The sequence below is a fragment of the Pantoea sp. MQR6 genome, from assembly GCF_022761075.1.
GTDB lineage: Bacteria > Pseudomonadota > Gammaproteobacteria > Enterobacterales > Enterobacteriaceae > Pantoea > Pantoea phytostimulans.
Window position 1 is genome coordinate 1,713,752 of the sequence record NZ_JAKYXB010000001.1, and the last position, 14,460, is coordinate 1,728,211.

At 51.6% G+C, this 14,460-nt stretch carries 16 protein-coding genes; 10 read left to right on the forward strand and 6 right to left on the reverse strand.

The window, feature by feature from the left end:
• Positions 1-258 precede the first annotated feature (258 nt).
• Positions 259-477: a translation initiation factor IF-1 gene (gene infA, locus MUG06_RS07985; RefSeq protein ID WP_002211347.1), complete on the forward strand. Its 219-nt coding sequence runs from the start codon at positions 259-261 to the stop codon at positions 475-477.
• 88 nt (positions 478-565) lie between these two features.
• Here the strand turns inward: infA and clpA are convergent, their stop codons facing one another.
• Entirely contained in the window at positions 566-2,842 is a 2,277-nt protein-coding gene (gene clpA, locus MUG06_RS07990; RefSeq protein WP_215847205.1) for an ATP-dependent Clp protease ATP-binding subunit ClpA, read from the reverse strand.
• A gap of 55 nt (positions 2,843-2,897) precedes the next feature.
• Positions 2,898-3,218: an ATP-dependent Clp protease adapter ClpS gene (clpS, locus tag MUG06_RS07995; RefSeq protein WP_215847206.1), complete on the reverse strand. Its 321-nt coding sequence runs from the start codon at positions 3,216-3,218 to the stop codon at positions 2,898-2,900.
• 322 nt (positions 3,219-3,540) lie between these two features.
• Between clpS and cspD the strand changes: the two genes are divergently transcribed.
• Positions 3,541-3,762 carry a cold shock-like protein CspD gene (cspD, locus tag MUG06_RS08000; RefSeq protein WP_193403324.1) on the forward strand — a complete coding sequence of 74 codons (222 nt, stop codon included), beginning with the start codon at positions 3,541-3,543 and terminating at the stop codon, positions 3,760-3,762.
• A 71-nt stretch (positions 3,763-3,833) separates the two neighbouring features.
• Here the strand turns inward: cspD and MUG06_RS08005 are convergent, their stop codons facing one another.
• Positions 3,834-5,483 (reverse strand): ATP-dependent endonuclease, encoded by a 1,650-nt coding sequence (locus MUG06_RS08005; protein WP_243078253.1) that lies wholly within the window; start codon positions 5,481-5,483, stop codon positions 3,834-3,836.
• A gap of 135 nt (positions 5,484-5,618) precedes the next feature.
• On the opposite strand from MUG06_RS08005, the gene MUG06_RS08010 reads away from it, so the two are divergent.
• The 3 genes from MUG06_RS08010 to ltaE all read left to right on the forward strand — a co-directional run bounded on the left by MUG06_RS08010 (position 5,619) and on the right by ltaE (position 9,436).
• Entirely contained in the window at positions 5,619-6,518 is a 900-nt protein-coding gene (locus MUG06_RS08010; protein ID WP_215847207.1) for a lysine exporter LysO family protein, read from the forward strand.
• 124 nt (positions 6,519-6,642) lie between these two features.
• On the forward strand, positions 6,643-8,364 hold the full coding sequence (gene poxB / locus MUG06_RS08015; RefSeq protein ID WP_243078517.1) for a ubiquinone-dependent pyruvate dehydrogenase: 1,722 nt from the start codon (positions 6,643-6,645) through the stop codon (positions 8,362-8,364).
• A 70-nt stretch (positions 8,365-8,434) separates the two neighbouring features.
• On the forward strand, positions 8,435-9,436 hold the full coding sequence (gene ltaE / locus MUG06_RS08020) for a low-specificity L-threonine aldolase (protein ID WP_243078254.1): 1,002 nt from the start codon (positions 8,435-8,437) through the stop codon (positions 9,434-9,436).
• 7 nt (positions 9,437-9,443) lie between these two features.
• On the opposite strand, the gene MUG06_RS08025 is transcribed toward ltaE, so the two are convergent.
• Both MUG06_RS08025 and MUG06_RS08030 read right to left on the reverse strand, forming a co-directional pair.
• Positions 9,444-10,268, reverse strand: coding sequence for an N-acetylmuramoyl-L-alanine amidase (locus MUG06_RS08025; protein ID WP_243078255.1), 825 nt, complete (start codon positions 10,266-10,268; stop codon positions 9,444-9,446).
• The gene (locus tag MUG06_RS08030) at positions 10,265-10,585 is read right to left on the reverse strand and encodes a heavy metal-binding domain-containing protein (protein ID WP_215847210.1); all 321 of its coding nucleotides are present in this window, start codon (positions 10,583-10,585) and stop codon (positions 10,265-10,267) included. Before MUG06_RS08030 ends, MUG06_RS08025 begins: the two co-directional genes overlap by 4 nt.
• A 128-nt stretch (positions 10,586-10,713) precedes the next feature.
• On the opposite strand from MUG06_RS08030, the gene MUG06_RS08035 reads away from it, so the two are divergent.
• Entirely contained in the window at positions 10,714-11,253 is a 540-nt protein-coding gene (locus MUG06_RS08035; protein WP_215847211.1) for a lipoprotein, read from the forward strand.
• A gap of 23 nt (positions 11,254-11,276) precedes the next feature.
• Here the strand turns inward: MUG06_RS08035 and MUG06_RS22800 are convergent, their stop codons facing one another.
• Positions 11,277-11,408, reverse strand: a complete 132-nt coding sequence (locus MUG06_RS22800; protein WP_279233927.1) for a hypothetical protein — start codon at positions 11,406-11,408, stop codon at positions 11,277-11,279.
• A gap of 80 nt (positions 11,409-11,488) precedes the next feature.
• On the opposite strand from MUG06_RS22800, the gene artP reads away from it, so the two are divergent.
• The 4 genes from artP to artM are packed head-to-tail and all read left to right on the forward strand — an operon-like array spanning position 11,489 to position 14,355.
• On the forward strand, positions 11,489-12,217 hold the full coding sequence (gene artP / locus MUG06_RS08040; protein WP_215847213.1) for an arginine ABC transporter ATP-binding protein ArtP: 729 nt from the start codon (positions 11,489-11,491) through the stop codon (positions 12,215-12,217).
• A 15-nt stretch (positions 12,218-12,232) separates the two neighbouring features.
• Positions 12,233-12,964 carry an arginine ABC transporter substrate-binding protein gene (artJ, locus tag MUG06_RS08045; protein ID WP_243078256.1) on the forward strand — a complete coding sequence of 244 codons (732 nt, stop codon included), beginning with the start codon at positions 12,233-12,235 and terminating at the stop codon, positions 12,962-12,964.
• A gap of 6 nt (positions 12,965-12,970) precedes the next feature.
• On the forward strand, positions 12,971-13,687 hold the full coding sequence (artQ, locus tag MUG06_RS08050; protein WP_243078257.1) for an arginine ABC transporter permease ArtQ: 717 nt from the start codon (positions 12,971-12,973) through the stop codon (positions 13,685-13,687).
• A complete protein-coding gene (artM, locus tag MUG06_RS08055) occupies positions 13,687-14,355 on the forward strand; it encodes an arginine ABC transporter permease ArtM (protein WP_243078258.1) in 669 nt (222 codons plus the stop codon). Before artQ ends, artM begins: the two co-directional genes overlap by 1 nt.
• Positions 14,356-14,460 lie beyond the last annotated feature (105 nt).

A 14,460-nucleotide genomic window follows, 5' to 3' on the forward strand; every position in this document is an offset into this window, starting at 1 on the left:
CGGAATTGCCAGGCTGGGAATCTCAACGCACTCTCGGAACTGTTCAATCGTGCGCGTGTAACCGGTTGATACAGATTCTTAGCCCGCTAACTCCCCCGCAGACGTCACATAAAACACCCGAATTTAACCGAGATGCTCGCGTTATAACGCGAAGCACGGCGAAGCGTTGGCAAAATCGTCGACGGTTCTTTACATAAATCGTTGAATTGGGCATTATCTTGCCGGTTCAACTGAAAGGTAGTACACCCAGAGGATTCGATGGCCAAAGAAGACAATATTGAAATGCAAGGTACCGTACTGGATACGTTACCTAACACCATGTTCCGCGTAGAACTTGAGAACGGACACGTGGTTACCGCTCATATCTCCGGTAAAATGCGCAAAAACTACATCCGCATCCTGACGGGCGACAAAGTGACTGTCGAGTTGACCCCGTACGACCTGAGCAAAGGCCGCATTGTCTTCCGTAGTCGCTAAGCTGCTCTCATCGCGCTGCTGAATAATATCAGCAAGCAAAAAAAAGGCCGGATTCTCATCCGGCCTTTTCTCTATCTGACATCCGTGATTAATGCACAGTGCCCTCTGTTTTACGTTTTTCCGCACTCAGGAAATGATAGGTTAGCTGGCCTTTTTCTTTATCCAGTCCAACTGATACCGATCCACCATCCACCAGCGAACCAAACAGCAGTTCGTTAGCCAACGGTTTCTTCAGGCTTTCCTGAACGGTACGCGCCATCGGACGTGCACCCATCGCTTTGTCATAGCCTTTCTCAGCCAGCCAATCGCGCGCTTCATCACTGACTTCCAGCGACACACCTTTCGCATCCAACTGCGCTTGCAGTTCGACAATGAACTTGTCGACCACCTGATGAATCACCTCTGGAGACAAGTGACGGAACCAAATGATGTTGTCGAGGCGGTTACGAAACTCTGGCGTAAAGATCTTTTTGATCTCTTCCATTGCATCGGTGCTGTTGTCTTGATGAATCAGGCCGATAGATTTACGTTCCGTTTCACGCACACCGGCGTTTGTCGTCATCACCAGCACGACATTGCGGAAGTCCGCTTTACGCCCGTTGTTGTCCGTTAGCATGCCGTTATCCATGACCTGTAACAGCAGGTTAAAGACATCCGGGTGCGCTTTCTCAATCTCATCCAGCAGCACAACGGCATGAGGATGTTTGATTACCGCATCGGTCAGCAAACCACCTTGATCAAAACCAACGTAGCCCGGAGGCGCACCAATCAAACGGCTGACGGTATGACGCTCCATATACTCGGACATATCGAAACGCAGCAGCTCAATGCCCAACGCTTTTGCCAGTTGAACCGTGACTTCGGTTTTACCCACGCCCGTTGGACCCGCAAACAAGAACGAACCAACCGGTTTACGATCCTGGCCCAAACCCGCCCGGCTCATTTTGATCGCTTCAGTCAGGGCTTCAATCGCATTGTCCTGACCAAATACCAGCATTTTCAGGCGGTCACCCAGATTTTTAAGCGTATCGCGATCGCTTGCTGAAACGCTTTTCTCTGGGATACGCGCAATACGCGCCACCACAGACTCTATATCAGCCACATTGACCGTTTTCTTGCGCTTGCTGGCTGGCATCAGTCGAGCGCGAGCGCCCGCTTCGTCGATAACGTCAATCGCTTTATCCGGCAAATGACGATCGTTGATATATTTCACCGCCAGCTCTACCGCTGCACGCACCGCTTTCGCGGTATAACGCACATCGTGATGCGCTTCGTATTTCGGTTTCAGGCCATTCAGGATCTGAACGGTTTCATCCAGCGACGGTTCAGTGATATCAATTTTCTGGAAGCGACGTGCTAAAGCACGATCCTTCTCGAAGATGTTACTGAATTCCTGATAAGTCGTTGAACCCATAACGCGAATCTTGCCGCTGGAAAGCAGCGGTTTGATGAGGTTAGCAGCATCAACCTGGCCACCTGACGCCGCGCCCGCACCAATAATGGTGTGGATTTCATCGATGAACAGAATACTGCTGTTGTCCTGCTCAAGCTGTTTCAACAACGCTTTGAAACGCTTCTCGAAGTCGCCACGATACTTAGTGCCTGCCAGCAGTGAACCAATATCTAAAGAGTAAATGGTGCAATCTTTCATCACTTCCGGCACGTCGCCCTGAACAATACGCCAGGCGAGACCTTCAGCAATAGCGGTTTTACCGACACCCGATTCTCCCACCAGCAGCGGGTTATTTTTACGACGGCGGCATAAAACCTGAACGGTACGCTCAAGCTCCTTGTCCCGACCAATCAGCGGATCGATTCCGCCGACGCGAGCAAGCTGATTGAGATTGGTGGTGAAGTTTTCCATACGATCCTCCCCGCCTGCTTGCTCTTCGTTAACCGGATTTTCTGCATTCGGCGCATGGCCGGGTTCGTCTTTACGCGTACCGTGAGAAATGAAGTTCACCACATCAAGGCGGCTGACTTCGTGTTTGCGCAGCAGGTAAGCCGCTTGCGACTCCTGCTCACTAAAAATGGCAACCAGCACATTAGCACCGGAGACTTCGCTTCGGCCTGATGACTGGACATGGAAAACCGCACGCTGTAACACACGCTGGAAGCTGAGCGTAGGTTGCGTATCACGCTCCTCTTCACTGGCAGGCAGCACAGGTGTGGTTTGTTCGATGAAGGCTTCGAGCTCCTGCCGGAGAGCCACAATATCCACCGTACAGGCTTCCAGTGCCTCTCTGGCCGACGGGTTACTGAGCAGCGCCAGTAACAGATGCTCGACGGTCATAAATTCATGACGGTGCTCACGCGCTCTGGCGAAAGCCATATTTAAACTGAGTTCCAGTTCTTGATTGAGCATTAGGCACCTCCCCCAATTATCGCTCTGACGACCTGTTTCCTATATGGAGACGGGATCAGGCTTTTTCCAGCGTACACAGCAAAGGATGATGATTTTCCCGCGCATAATTGTTCACCTGGGCCGCTTTGGTTTCGGCGACTTCTGCAGTAAATACACCACAGATCGCTTTACCGTGGTAGTGAACTTTCAACATCAGCTGCGTTGCACGTTCAACATCATAAGAAAAGAACTTTTGCACTACGTCAATAACAAATTCCATAGGTGTATAATCGTCATTATTCAGAATGACTTTATACATTGAAGGCGGCTTTAACCCTTCGCGTACTTTGTCTTCGGCCAGATGTTCAAAATTAAGCCAGTCGTTATTGTTTGCCATAATGATCCGTTGAGATTCCGCACATCATTCATAAACCCATTGCAGTTCATATTTAGAGTTTAACACGCTTGTCAAGCTATCAGCCGATGATGGAAATTTAGCCGAAAAAAGCCTCCGCGACCTGTATCACAAAATTCGCAATAGCGTTAACTACCTCAAATTTTAGTGATTTTCTCCCTGCGCAGTCCGGCGCTTTGCTTGACGCCAGTGCCCGTTTCTCTACATTCTACGGACACAAGCTGATTGAGTTTTAATCAAACTCGACTCACAGCTTAAATGACCTCACCTACTTAATAAAATGTCTTGCGAGGGAAGTAAAAGCATGGAGACGGGTACAGTTAAATGGTTCAATAACGCCAAAGGCTTCGGCTTTATCTGTCCAATCGGGGGCGGCGAAGACATCTTCGCGCACTACTCAACGATTAAGATGGATGGTTACAGAACACTTAAAGCCGGCCAACAAGTTCAGTTTGACGTCCATCAAGGTCCGAAAGGCAATCATGCCAGTCTTATCGTGCCAGTAGAAGCGCAGGCTGTAGCCTGACGTTTATCCCCATTCTGAACATTCCCTAAAAAAATGCCAGCCCATGCCGCTGGCATTTTTTTGTTACCTTTCTAATCTGCTTTACCCTGCGCCAGCCAAATCACCCGTGAAAACATTTGGCGCATCAGCGTTGGAATAGCCTCGGGGCCGCGCTCGGCCGCCGCCATCGCCACGGCAATTGCCAGTTCCGGTTTCGACGCATGATGAAGAGCTTGGGTAATAATACGCCTTGCATTCATGGGCGCGTTTAACGGCAGGTGCGCCATCTGATGGTAAACTTCATCGAACCCTTGTTTATAAAGGAAATTTTCCATATCCAGCGCGGGAAGCTGGGTAAGATGATGTGATTCCTCGTCCCCCTCCTGCAATTGGCTGCGCGTTGTAGCTGCATATTTATTGCCGGCATCATCACCATCGGTTAACACATGCCAGGCAATGCCCATGCGGCGGGCAAATTTGAGTAAAGGCTTTAATCCTGACTGAGCAAACTCAATCACTTTTACCCCTTCTGCGGCAAAGTGATGACCGCATTGCTGCGCCAGCTCATTGATAATCCACACTTCAGTTTCGCCTTCCACCAGCAACCAGCAGCGGGCAAACAGTGCAGACGGACGATTAACGCGAATATGAAACCCAATGCGCCGGCTATCCTCCGCACTCAATCCTTCCGGGCCGATACGCCACGCAGCGACCCGCGACGGCTCTCGTACCAGCCGACACACATTCTCAATCGGCACCTGTGAAAGCAGCTCAGCTGAATTGGTGGTCGTGATTTTTTGCAGCGGCAGCAACACCAGTAAATTCCACGCCACTGACAACATAATCGGATGAAGTCGCGTTTCGGGATCTTCTATCAACAACAGCGGTCGTGCGCCAATAGCCAGCGGCTCACTGCCCTGCGCCTGTATCAGCAGCGTAAACATACGCAGTAAAATCAGCTGGCGACTGCGCGAATCCGTTCCCGATATCAGTTTATTCAGCCTATCCAGCGAGCGCCATCCTTGCATGCCATCACGCGCTTGCGGATCAATGCGGCGCGCTTCACTGGCATCTTTGGGATGCTGCACCAAAAAATAGTGCTCCATCAGTTGTTGCATGGTTTGCAAACCTTGACGCAGCACCTCGTCGCTCAACGTTTGCGGCTGCGTCACCAGATCTCGCGTGAGCGTATCAAGCTCCATCGCTAACTGGTTCAAGGTTGAGGTGCGCGTATCGTTATTGCTTTCGCTATCTCGCCTGCGACGACTAAAACGCGCATCACGCAATCGCAGCACCGGATACCTGTGCAGCAGATGATGAATAGCCGCTCCCGTCCCTTCTTCAGGTAACACGTTGCCCTGCTGATCGACAAAGCGCCGTGTTGTGCTGACATGGCCATCACGCAACTTCGCCCGCGTACTGTAAAAGAGCCAACGTTGCCCTTGTGCGTCCCGTTGCCAGAACGGCGTAAGCAGCGCGTCTTGATCGCTGTGGTCATCACGGAAATGGAACACAATCTGCAGACGTCTTCGCTGATCGTTAACGTCGCCTGGCGTAAAGTAAAAATCAGCAGGCGTAAATTGATAATCTTCCGTTTGCGGTGACAATAACAGTGTAAGTGCGTCCAGTAGACTCGATTTGCCCCAGGCGTTTTCACCGATTAACAGGTTGGTGGGTGTCAGCGGCAAGGAAAGCTGACTGATGCCGCGAAAACCGCGAATATCGATATGTTGCAGAATCATACGTGGCTCATCCTCTTATTAACCGAAGCATGGTTGGCGAACGCAAACCGGTCAAGCCACTCTCTCTACAGGGTTTACTCTTAGCGCCTTTTTCGCTAGCGTGTCGCCACTTTCGCACGGATGGCTTAAATAATTATGTATTCCGGACTTCTGATTATTCTTGTTCCACTGGTCGTGGGCTGGCTATTACCTCTGCATAAAACCGCAATTCTACGTGCAGTTAATCGCTTACTGAGCTGGATGGTGTATGTCATCTTGTTCTTCATGGGCATCAGTTTGGCGTTTCTTGATAACCTTAGCCGTAATCTGCTCACGGTATTTCACACCGCCGCAGTCGCCGCAGTTTGCATCATGTTATGCAATCTACTGGCATTGCTCTGGCTGGAAAAACGCTTGCCGTGGCAACACGCTCACAAACAGGAAAAATTGCCGTCGCGGCTGCATATGGCGCTGGAATCACTCAAGCTGTGCGGCGTAGTCATCGTGGGATTTTTATTAGGCCTGACACAGTGGAACTTTCTTCATCACGCCTCTGCAGCCAGTGAATACGCATTAATTTTCTTGCTGTTTTTAGTGGGAATACAGTTGCGTGGCAGCGGCATGACGCTGCGCCAAATTATCCTGAATCGCCGCGGCATGATTGTCGCCAGCGTCGTGTTAGTGAGTGCGTTGATTGGCGGTATGATTGCGGCGCTGCTGTTGGGTTTACCGTTAAAAACCGGTTTGGCAATGGCCAGCGGATTTGGCTGGTATTCGCTGTCCGGTATTTTAATGACCGAAGCGTTTGGTCCGGTCATTGGCAGCGCAGCGTTCTTCAATGACCTGTTACGCGAACTGATTGCTATTATGTTGATCCCGGCCTTAATTGCCCGTCATCGTTCCAGTGCATTGGGTTTATGTGGCGCTACCTCAATGGATTTCACCCTGCCGGTGTTGCAACGCGCAGGCGGCATGGAAATTGTTCCCGCCGCGATAGTGCATGGTTTTGTCATGAGCCTGCTGGCCCCTATTCTCATCGCCCTGTTCTCCGCTTAACGCCCTGAGCCGAAACGCAGCGCATTTTTTCACGGCTGCGTTTCGATAACCTCGTCTAAGCTTCTTTTTTTGCGCTTTCGGTTGTGCCATCGCCAGGATGGCCAATCACCAAAAGGAGAAGATGATGAAACAAACCATTGCGGCGCTGCTCGCAAAAACCCTTGAGAATGCAGGCGTCAAACGCATTTGGGGCGTGACCGGTGATTCGCTTAACGGTCTGAGTGACAGCTTAAATCGCATGGGAACCATTGAATGGATGCCAACCCGCCATGAAGAAGTTGCTGCGTTTGCCGCAGGCGCAGAAGCGCACGTGACCGGTGAGCTGGCAGTCTGCGCGGGTTCTTGTGGTCCCGGCAATTTGCATCTGATTAACGGCTTGTTTGATTGTCATCGTAACCATGTTCCGGTATTAGCCATTGCCGCACATATTCCTTCCAGCGAGATCGGTAGCGGCTATTTTCAGGAAACGCACCCACAAGAGCTGTTTCGCGAATGCAGCCATTACTGCGAGTTGGTTTCTAATCCAGAGCAATTACCTCAAGTCTTAGGCATCGCGATGCGTAAAGCGATCCTGAATCGCGGCGTGTCAGTGGTGGTCATCCCTGGCGATGTTGCGCTGAAGTTAGCGCCAGAAACGGCGAGCGCGGCGTGGTATCCGCCACAGCTTCCACACATCCAACCGCAAGCTGCAGAGTTAGCGCGTCTGGTTCAAACCCTAAACGAAGCCAGTAATATTACTTTGCTTTGCGGGAGTGGCGTTGCAGGTGCGCATAAAGAAGTGGTTGAGCTGGCCGCGACGCTAAAAGCGCCTATCGTTCATGCGCTGCGCGGCAAAGAACACATTGAATATGACAATCCTTACGATGTCGGCATGACCGGGCTTATCGGATTCTCATCAGGTTTCCACGCGATGATGAATGCCGACACGCTGGTGCTGCTCGGAACGCAATTTCCCTATCGCGCTTTCTACCCGGAAAAAGCCAAAATTATCCAACTGGATATCAATCCCGGTAGCCTTGGCGCGCACTGTCGCGTGGATCAAGCCTACATCGGCGATGTGAAAACCACCCTGCAGACGATATTGCCGCAGCTGATGGATAAAACCGATCGTCAGCATCTCGACAGCGCATTGAAACATTATGTTGAGGCACGCAAAGATCTCGACGATCTCGCCAATGCCAACGACAAGCAGGCCATTCATCCGCAATATCTTGCTCAGCAGATTAGCCACTACGCCAACGATGACGCTATTTTCACTTGCGACGTGGGTACACCCACCGTCTGGGCTGCGCGTTATTTGAAGATGAACGGGAAGCGTCGTTTACTGGGCTCGTTCAACCACGGATCAATGGCAAACGCCATGCCGCAGGCCTTGGGCGCGCAGGCCATCGATCGCGATCGTCAGGTGGTCGCGCTGTGTGGTGACGGCGGTTTCAGTATGTTGATGGGGGATTTCATTACGGTGGCGCAGTTGAAGTTGCCGGTAAAACTGGTGATTTTCAACAACAGCGTGCTGGGTTTTGTCGCGATGGAGATGAAGGCTGGCGGTTATTTAACCGATGGCACAGAGCTAGACAATCCTGACTTCGCCGCTATTGCGCAAGCCTGTGGCATTAAAGGTATCCGCGTAGAAAAAGCGTCTGATCTGAATGGCGCGCTGGAACAGGCGTTTTCCCATGATGGCCCAGTGCTGATTGACGTTATCACCGCCAAAGAGGAGTTGGCGATGCCGCCACAAATCAAAATGGAGCAGGCCAAGGGTTTCAGTCTTTACATGCTGCGGGCCATTCTGAATGGTCGCGGCGATGAAGTGGTTGAACTGGCGAAAACCAACTGGTTGCGGTAAAACCATAGAACTTCGCAAGCGGGCGCCATGCCCGCTTTTTTTATTAATCAGGAAAGTTCAGGAGCGCAACGTGATCGATTTACGCAGTGATACCGTTACCCGGCCTAGTGCCGCGATGTTGCAAGCGATGATGACGGCAGAGACCGGCGATGACGTCTATCGCGATGATCCTACGGTTAATGCACTGGAAGCTGAAGCTGCGCACTTGAGCGGCAAAACTGCCGCGCTGTTCTTTCCAACCGGTACCCAAGCAAATTTGGTCGCGTTGCTCAGCCATTGCGAGCGCGGCGATGAATATATCGTGGGCCAGCAAGCGCATAACTACAAATATGAAGCGGGCGGCGCTGCAGTACTTGGCAGTATTCAGCCGCAGCCGATTTTAGCCGCCGATGATGGTACATTGCCGTTGGCGTCTATTGCTGCTGCAATCAAGCCTGATGACATTCATTTCGCACGTACTCGCCTGCTCAGTCTGGAAAATACCCATCATGGTAAAGTGCTGCCGCTGGCTTATCTGGCTGAAGCTTTTGCCTTTACCCGCCAACACCAACTGGCGCTGCATATTGATGGCGCACGTATTTTCAACGCTGTTGTTGCTCAAAAGGTCACGCTGGAAGCCATCGCACGCTATTGCGATAGCCTGACCATTTGCCTTTCTAAAGGGTTGGGTACGCCAGTGGGATCGCTGTTATGTGGCGATGAAGCCTACATTGAGCGTGCACGCCGCTGGCGCAAAATGACCGGTGGCGGCATGCGCCAGGCCGGTATTCTGGCGGCTGCCGGTTTGTATGCGCTGCAACATAACGTGACGCGTTTACAAGAGGATCACGACAACGCCGCATGGCTGGGACAACAGCTGCATGAAATTGGCGTTGAGGTCGTTGATCAGCAAACCAATATGCTGTTTGTCCGTGTACCTGCGGAACAGGTTGAACCGCTCAAGGCGTGGATGAAGGCGCGTGATGTGCTGATTAGCGTCGGCCCAGCAACACGTTTGGTGACGCATATTGATGTTGACCGTGCAGCGCTGGAACAGGTTGTCACGCACTGGAAAGCCTTTTTACAGCAGTAACAGCGTGCTATTCCGCCGCGCCATATTTTTCCAGTAGCGCGGCGGCAATCGCTGCGGTTTCTGCATCCGGTAGTCCGCGATAATCAGTTGGCCGAAAGTGCATCTGAAAGGCGGCGATCAGATTTTGCTGCTGAAGTAGCGTCATCTCTGGCGTCACCGCGTAACCGTAGCGCTGCAGCAATTCCATCACCTGTGCCGTTGGCACCGGCGTCTGCGCGGCTTTTCCGGCTAAATAAACCTGCACACGATCGGCATCTGGCCACGCGCCAATACCTTGCTGCGCCAGTTGCTGCCAAGGGAAACGGGGGCCCGGATCCTGTTTGCGCTGCGAAGCGATATCGCTGTGTCCGACTATATTCTCAGGCGCGATGCCGTAACGCTGCGCCACGTCTTTCACTAGTGCGCTTAGCGATGCGATTTGCGCCGGGGTAAAAGCTTGCCATTCGCGCCCGGTTAGCGTGCGTCGATAACCACTGTTCACCAGTTCGATACCCACTGACGTATCGTTGATGCGCGTAGCACCACGCCAAAAGCTGGGGCCAGCATGCCAGGCTAAATCACGCTCGGGAACTAACTGCCAGATAATGCCTTTGCCCTCGCGTTGTGGCGGCTGGCGCGGGATAAGGTAATGCGCACTGACCTGATTATCGGTCAAAGTAGCGAGTGAAGATGAGAAGTCTTCGGCGGTGTAGTGAATCACAATCACCTTGATACGCGGGCGCGCACCTTGAGCCGGATGGCGTAAATCGGCCCAGTAACCCTTACGTGATTCCACGCCAGACTGGCAGCCAGACAATAGGATCGCTGCCAGTATTAGTATCCATTTTTTCAACTAACGATGACCGCCGTGCCGCTTACACTCACCATCAACATGCTGCTGTCTTTGCCGACGGTTTCGTAATCGATATCAATCCCCACTACTGCATTAGCGCCTAATGCTTTTGCCTGTTCTTGCAGTTCTTTGAACGCGATTTCTCGCGCCTTACGTAACTCTTTCTCATAGGCGCCCGAGCGACCGCCGACGATGTCGCGAATACCGGCAAAAAAGTCACGGAAAATATTAGCGCCCAAAATCGCTTCACCCGTTACAACGCCACAATATTCGGTAATGCGGTGCCCTTCTAGCGTAGGCGTGGTAGACAATTTCATCGTGTTCTCCTTCTCTGAAAACCAGACTAAAACCTTAACAAAGCGGACTAAGGCTCTTTCGACTAAAAAGTACGGCTATACTCTATGCTAAAAATGGCGCTTTGCCAGAGAACAATAAGGAAATCGAGATGAGAAACAAAGCCTTTGCGCTGTTGATACCTGCGGCAGTGCTGCTTAGCGCCTGTACCACGGTTGAGCCGGTCATCAAGGATAATGGCCCACGTACAGCATCCTGCGCTGAGGGCGGTCCTGATAGCGTTGCCCAGCAGTTTTATGACCTGCGCGTTGCCCAGCCTACGCAGGGTTTGCCTGACAGCAGCACGCTGGCAAAATATCGTCCTTATCTAAGCGATCACCTTTATCAAACGTTACTTGCCGCCAACGGCAACACCAAAAATGGCGCATGGCGCAACGGCGATCTCTTCTCCAGCCTGGCGCAAGGTCCAACGGTAGCCAGCGTAGCGGACGCCTCCACTATTCCTAACAGCGATGCGCATAATATTCCTTTGCGTGTTGATCTGAGCCGTGACGGTAAACAATGGCAGGATGAAGTATTGATGATCCGTGAAGGCACCTGCTGGGTCGTTGACGACATACGTTATGCGGCCAACTGGTCACATCCGGGTAGCGGCACGCTGGGTCAGACGCTGGAATACGAGAAGAAGTAATACATTATTTTTCAGGTATTTAGTTAAAAAAAGCGTACTGCAGCAATGTGGTGCGCTTTTAGTTTCAGTTCAAGGATAAACACGCAACCCAGCCAAACGTGAAGGGGAAAGGCGCGATATTGTGCTACGCTTTTAGGGTTTTGCTGCTGTTTCATAAATTTTAACCCACCTCAATTGCATAACTATTCTGAGGACGTTAAAATCCACGACACTAATAGCTATTCATATTTGGCGCATGAGTATTCAACTAAACGCAATTAACTGCTTCTACGGTGCTCATCAGGCGCTGTTTGACATCAACCTGGAATGCCCGCAGGGCGAAACGCTGGTGCTGCTCGGTCCGAGCGGCGCAGGCAAAAGTTCTCTGCTGCGCGTACTGAATTTGCTGGAGCATCCGCGCTCTGGCCATTTGCAGATCGCCGGAAACCAGTTCGATTTCAGCAAAAAGCCCTCTGACGCGGCAATTCGCGAACTTCGCCAAAATGTCGGCATGGTTTTTCAGCAATATAATCTTTGGCCGCACCTCACTGTGTTGCAAAACCTGATTGAAGCGCCCTGCCGCGTCTTGGGTTTAAGCAAAGCGGATGCAAAAGCACGCGCCGACAAGCTGTTGGATCGCCTGCGCTTAACGCCTTATAGCGATCGCTTCCCGCTGCATCTTTCCGGCGGTCAGCAACAGCGCGTCGCCATTGCGCGTGCGTTGATGATGGAACCTCAGGTATTGCTATTCGATGAGCCTACTGCCGCGCTCGATCCCGAAATCACCGCCCAGATTGTCAGCATTATTCGCGAGCTGGCGCAGACCCAAATTACCCAAGTAATCGTTACCCATGAAGTGGAAGTGGCACGTAAAACTGCCAGCCGCGTGGTTTACATGGAGAACGGTCATATTGTGGAACAGGGCGACGCCAGCCGATTTACACAGCCGCAAACCGAAGCGTTTGCCAACTACCTTTCGCACTAAGTCAGGATGCTAAAAATGAAAAAAGTTGTACTTGCTGCACTGCTTGCTGGATTGAGCCTGAGCGCATCAGCCGCTCAAACGATTCGCTTCGCCACTGAAGCCTCTTATCCTCCGTTTGAGTTTGTTGACTCAGACAACAAAATTCAGGGCTTCGATGTCGATCTGGCTAACGCACTGTGTAAAGAGATCGACGCAACCTGTACTTTCACCAATCAGGCCTTTGACAGTTTAATCCCAAGCCTGAAATTCCGTCGTTTTGATGCTGTTATGGCCGGCATGGATATCACGCCAGAGCGTGAAAAGCAGGTTCTGTTCAGCAAGCCTTATTACGATAACTCTGCGCTGTTTGTTGCGCAGAAAGGCAAAGTGGCTGATGTGACAGCACTGAAAGGCAAACGTGTTGGGGTTCAGAATGGCACCACGCACCAGAAATATTTGACCGAAAAACACAGTGAAATTACCACCGTACCTTACGACAGCTACCAGAACGCGATTCTTGACCTGAAAAATGGCCGTATCGATGCCGTCTTTGGTGATACCGCAGTGGTAAACGAATGGCTGAAGCAGAACACTGCGCTGGCACCTGTCGGTGAAAAAGTCACGGACAAAGCCTATTTCGGTACCGGTTTGGGTATCGCAGTACGCATGGGTAACAGCGAGCTGCAGACTAAATTCAACGCCGCGTTGGATAAAGTCAAAGCAGACGGCACTTACAAAACCATCTACAGCAAATGGTTCCAACAGTAATTTTCAATGAATGAAATGATTCCACTCGCAAGCGCTGCCGGTATGACCGTCGGCCTTGCCGTTTGTGCTCTCATCGCTGGCCTGGTGCTGGCGATGATTTTTGCTGGCTGGGAATCGGTGCGCTGGAAACCGCTGGCATGGCTCGGTACAGGTTTAGTCACGTTGATCCGCGGCCTGCCGGAAATTCTGGTGGTGCTGTTTATTTATTTCGGCGCCTCGCAGCTGCTGCTGATCTTATCTGACGGCTTTACCCTCAATTTCGGCCTGTTCCAGTTGCCGATACAGATGCAGATCGAAAACTTCGACGTCAGCCCCTTCCTGTGTGGCGTGATTGCCTTGGCGATGCTTTATGCCGCTTATGCATCCCAAACCCTGCGCGGCGCATTAAAAGCGGTGCCGGTGGGACAATGGGAGTCAGGTCAGGCGCTGGGCATGAAGAAATCAGCCATATTTTTTCGTCTGATTATGCCGCAGATGTGGCGGCACGCCTTGCCAGGCTTAGGCAACCAATGGCTGGTATTGCTGAAAGATACGGCACTGGTATCGTTGATTAGCGTAAATGACCTGATGCTGCAAACCAAAAGCATTGCGACCCGCACTCAAGAGCCGTTTACCTGGTTTTTAGTGGCGGCGGCTATTTATCTGGTTATTACGTTGTTCAGCCAGGCGGTATTACGCCGCATTGAATTACGCACCACCCGTTTTGAGCGGGGAAACAGCTGATGCTTGAGTATCTACCCGAATTAATGAAAGGGCTGCATACCAGCCTGACACTGACTGTGGCCTCGCTGATCGTGGCGCTGGTGCTGTCATTGCTGTTCACCGTGGTGCTGTCACTTAAAATGCCGCTGCTGACACCGCTGGTAAAATGTTTTATTACGCTGTTTACCGGCACGCCGCTGCTCGTACAAATATTCTTGATCTATTACGGTCCCGGCCAGTTCCCGAGCATTCAACAGATTCCCTGGTTGTGGCATCTGCTGTCACAACCGTGGCTGTGTGCCATGTTGGCACTGTCACTAAACAGTGCGGCTTATACCACGCAGCTTTTTTATGGTGCTGTGCGTGCCATCCCTGCTGGTCAATGGCAATCCTGTGCTGCGCTTGGGATGAACCGCAAAGATACGCTACGCATCTTGCTGCCTTACGCCTTTAAACGCGCCCTCTCATCCTATTCCAATGAAGTGGTGCTGGTGTTTAAAGGCACCTCCCTGGCTTATACCATTACGCTGATGGAAGTGATGGGACACGGACAATTGCTGTACGGACGCACCTACGATGTCACCGTGTTCGCGGCGGCGGGTCTGGTTTATCTGTGCATCAACGGTTTACTCACTTTGATGATGCGTCTGATCGAAAAGCGCGCGCTGGCATTTGAGCGCCGAAACTGATATTTAGGCGAGAATTCTCGCCTTTTTCACTTATTTACTCACAGATATTGCATAAAGATTCATTTAGTGGCATCTTGTAACGCGTCCAAACGCTGTGCTAATGAC

Bases quoted from the DNA above. Each gene is read 5' to 3' on its own strand.
- infA (WP_002211347.1), top strand. From the start codon at position 259: ATGGCCAAAGAAGACAATATTGAAATGCAAGGTACCGTACTGGATACG.
- clpA (WP_215847205.1), bottom strand. From the start codon at position 2,842: ATGCTCAATCAAGAACTGGAACTCAGTTTAAATATGGCTTTCGCCAGA.
- clpS (WP_215847206.1), bottom strand. From the start codon at position 3,218: ATGGCAAACAATAACGACTGGCTTAATTTTGAACATCTGGCCGAAGAC.
- cspD (WP_193403324.1), top strand. From the start codon at position 3,541: ATGGAGACGGGTACAGTTAAATGGTTCAATAACGCCAAAGGCTTCGGC.
- MUG06_RS08005 (WP_243078253.1), bottom strand. From the start codon at position 5,483: ATGATTCTGCAACATATCGATATTCGCGGTTTTCGCGGCATCAGTCAG.
- MUG06_RS08010 (WP_215847207.1), top strand. From the start codon at position 5,619: ATGTATTCCGGACTTCTGATTATTCTTGTTCCACTGGTCGTGGGCTGG.
- poxB (WP_243078517.1), top strand. From the start codon at position 6,643: ATGAAACAAACCATTGCGGCGCTGCTCGCAAAAACCCTTGAGAATGCA.
- MUG06_RS08030 (WP_215847210.1), bottom strand. From the start codon at position 10,585: ATGAAATTGTCTACCACGCCTACGCTAGAAGGGCACCGCATTACCGAA.
- MUG06_RS08035 (WP_215847211.1), top strand. From the start codon at position 10,714: ATGAGAAACAAAGCCTTTGCGCTGTTGATACCTGCGGCAGTGCTGCTT.
- MUG06_RS22800 (WP_279233927.1), bottom strand. From the start codon at position 11,408: ATGAAACAGCAGCAAAACCCTAAAAGCGTAGCACAATATCGCGCCTTT.
- artP (WP_215847213.1), top strand. From the start codon at position 11,489: ATGAGTATTCAACTAAACGCAATTAACTGCTTCTACGGTGCTCATCAG.
- artJ (WP_243078256.1), top strand. From the start codon at position 12,233: ATGAAAAAAGTTGTACTTGCTGCACTGCTTGCTGGATTGAGCCTGAGC.
- artQ (WP_243078257.1), top strand. From the start codon at position 12,971: ATGAATGAAATGATTCCACTCGCAAGCGCTGCCGGTATGACCGTCGGC.
- artM (WP_243078258.1), top strand. From the start codon at position 13,687: ATGCTTGAGTATCTACCCGAATTAATGAAAGGGCTGCATACCAGCCTG.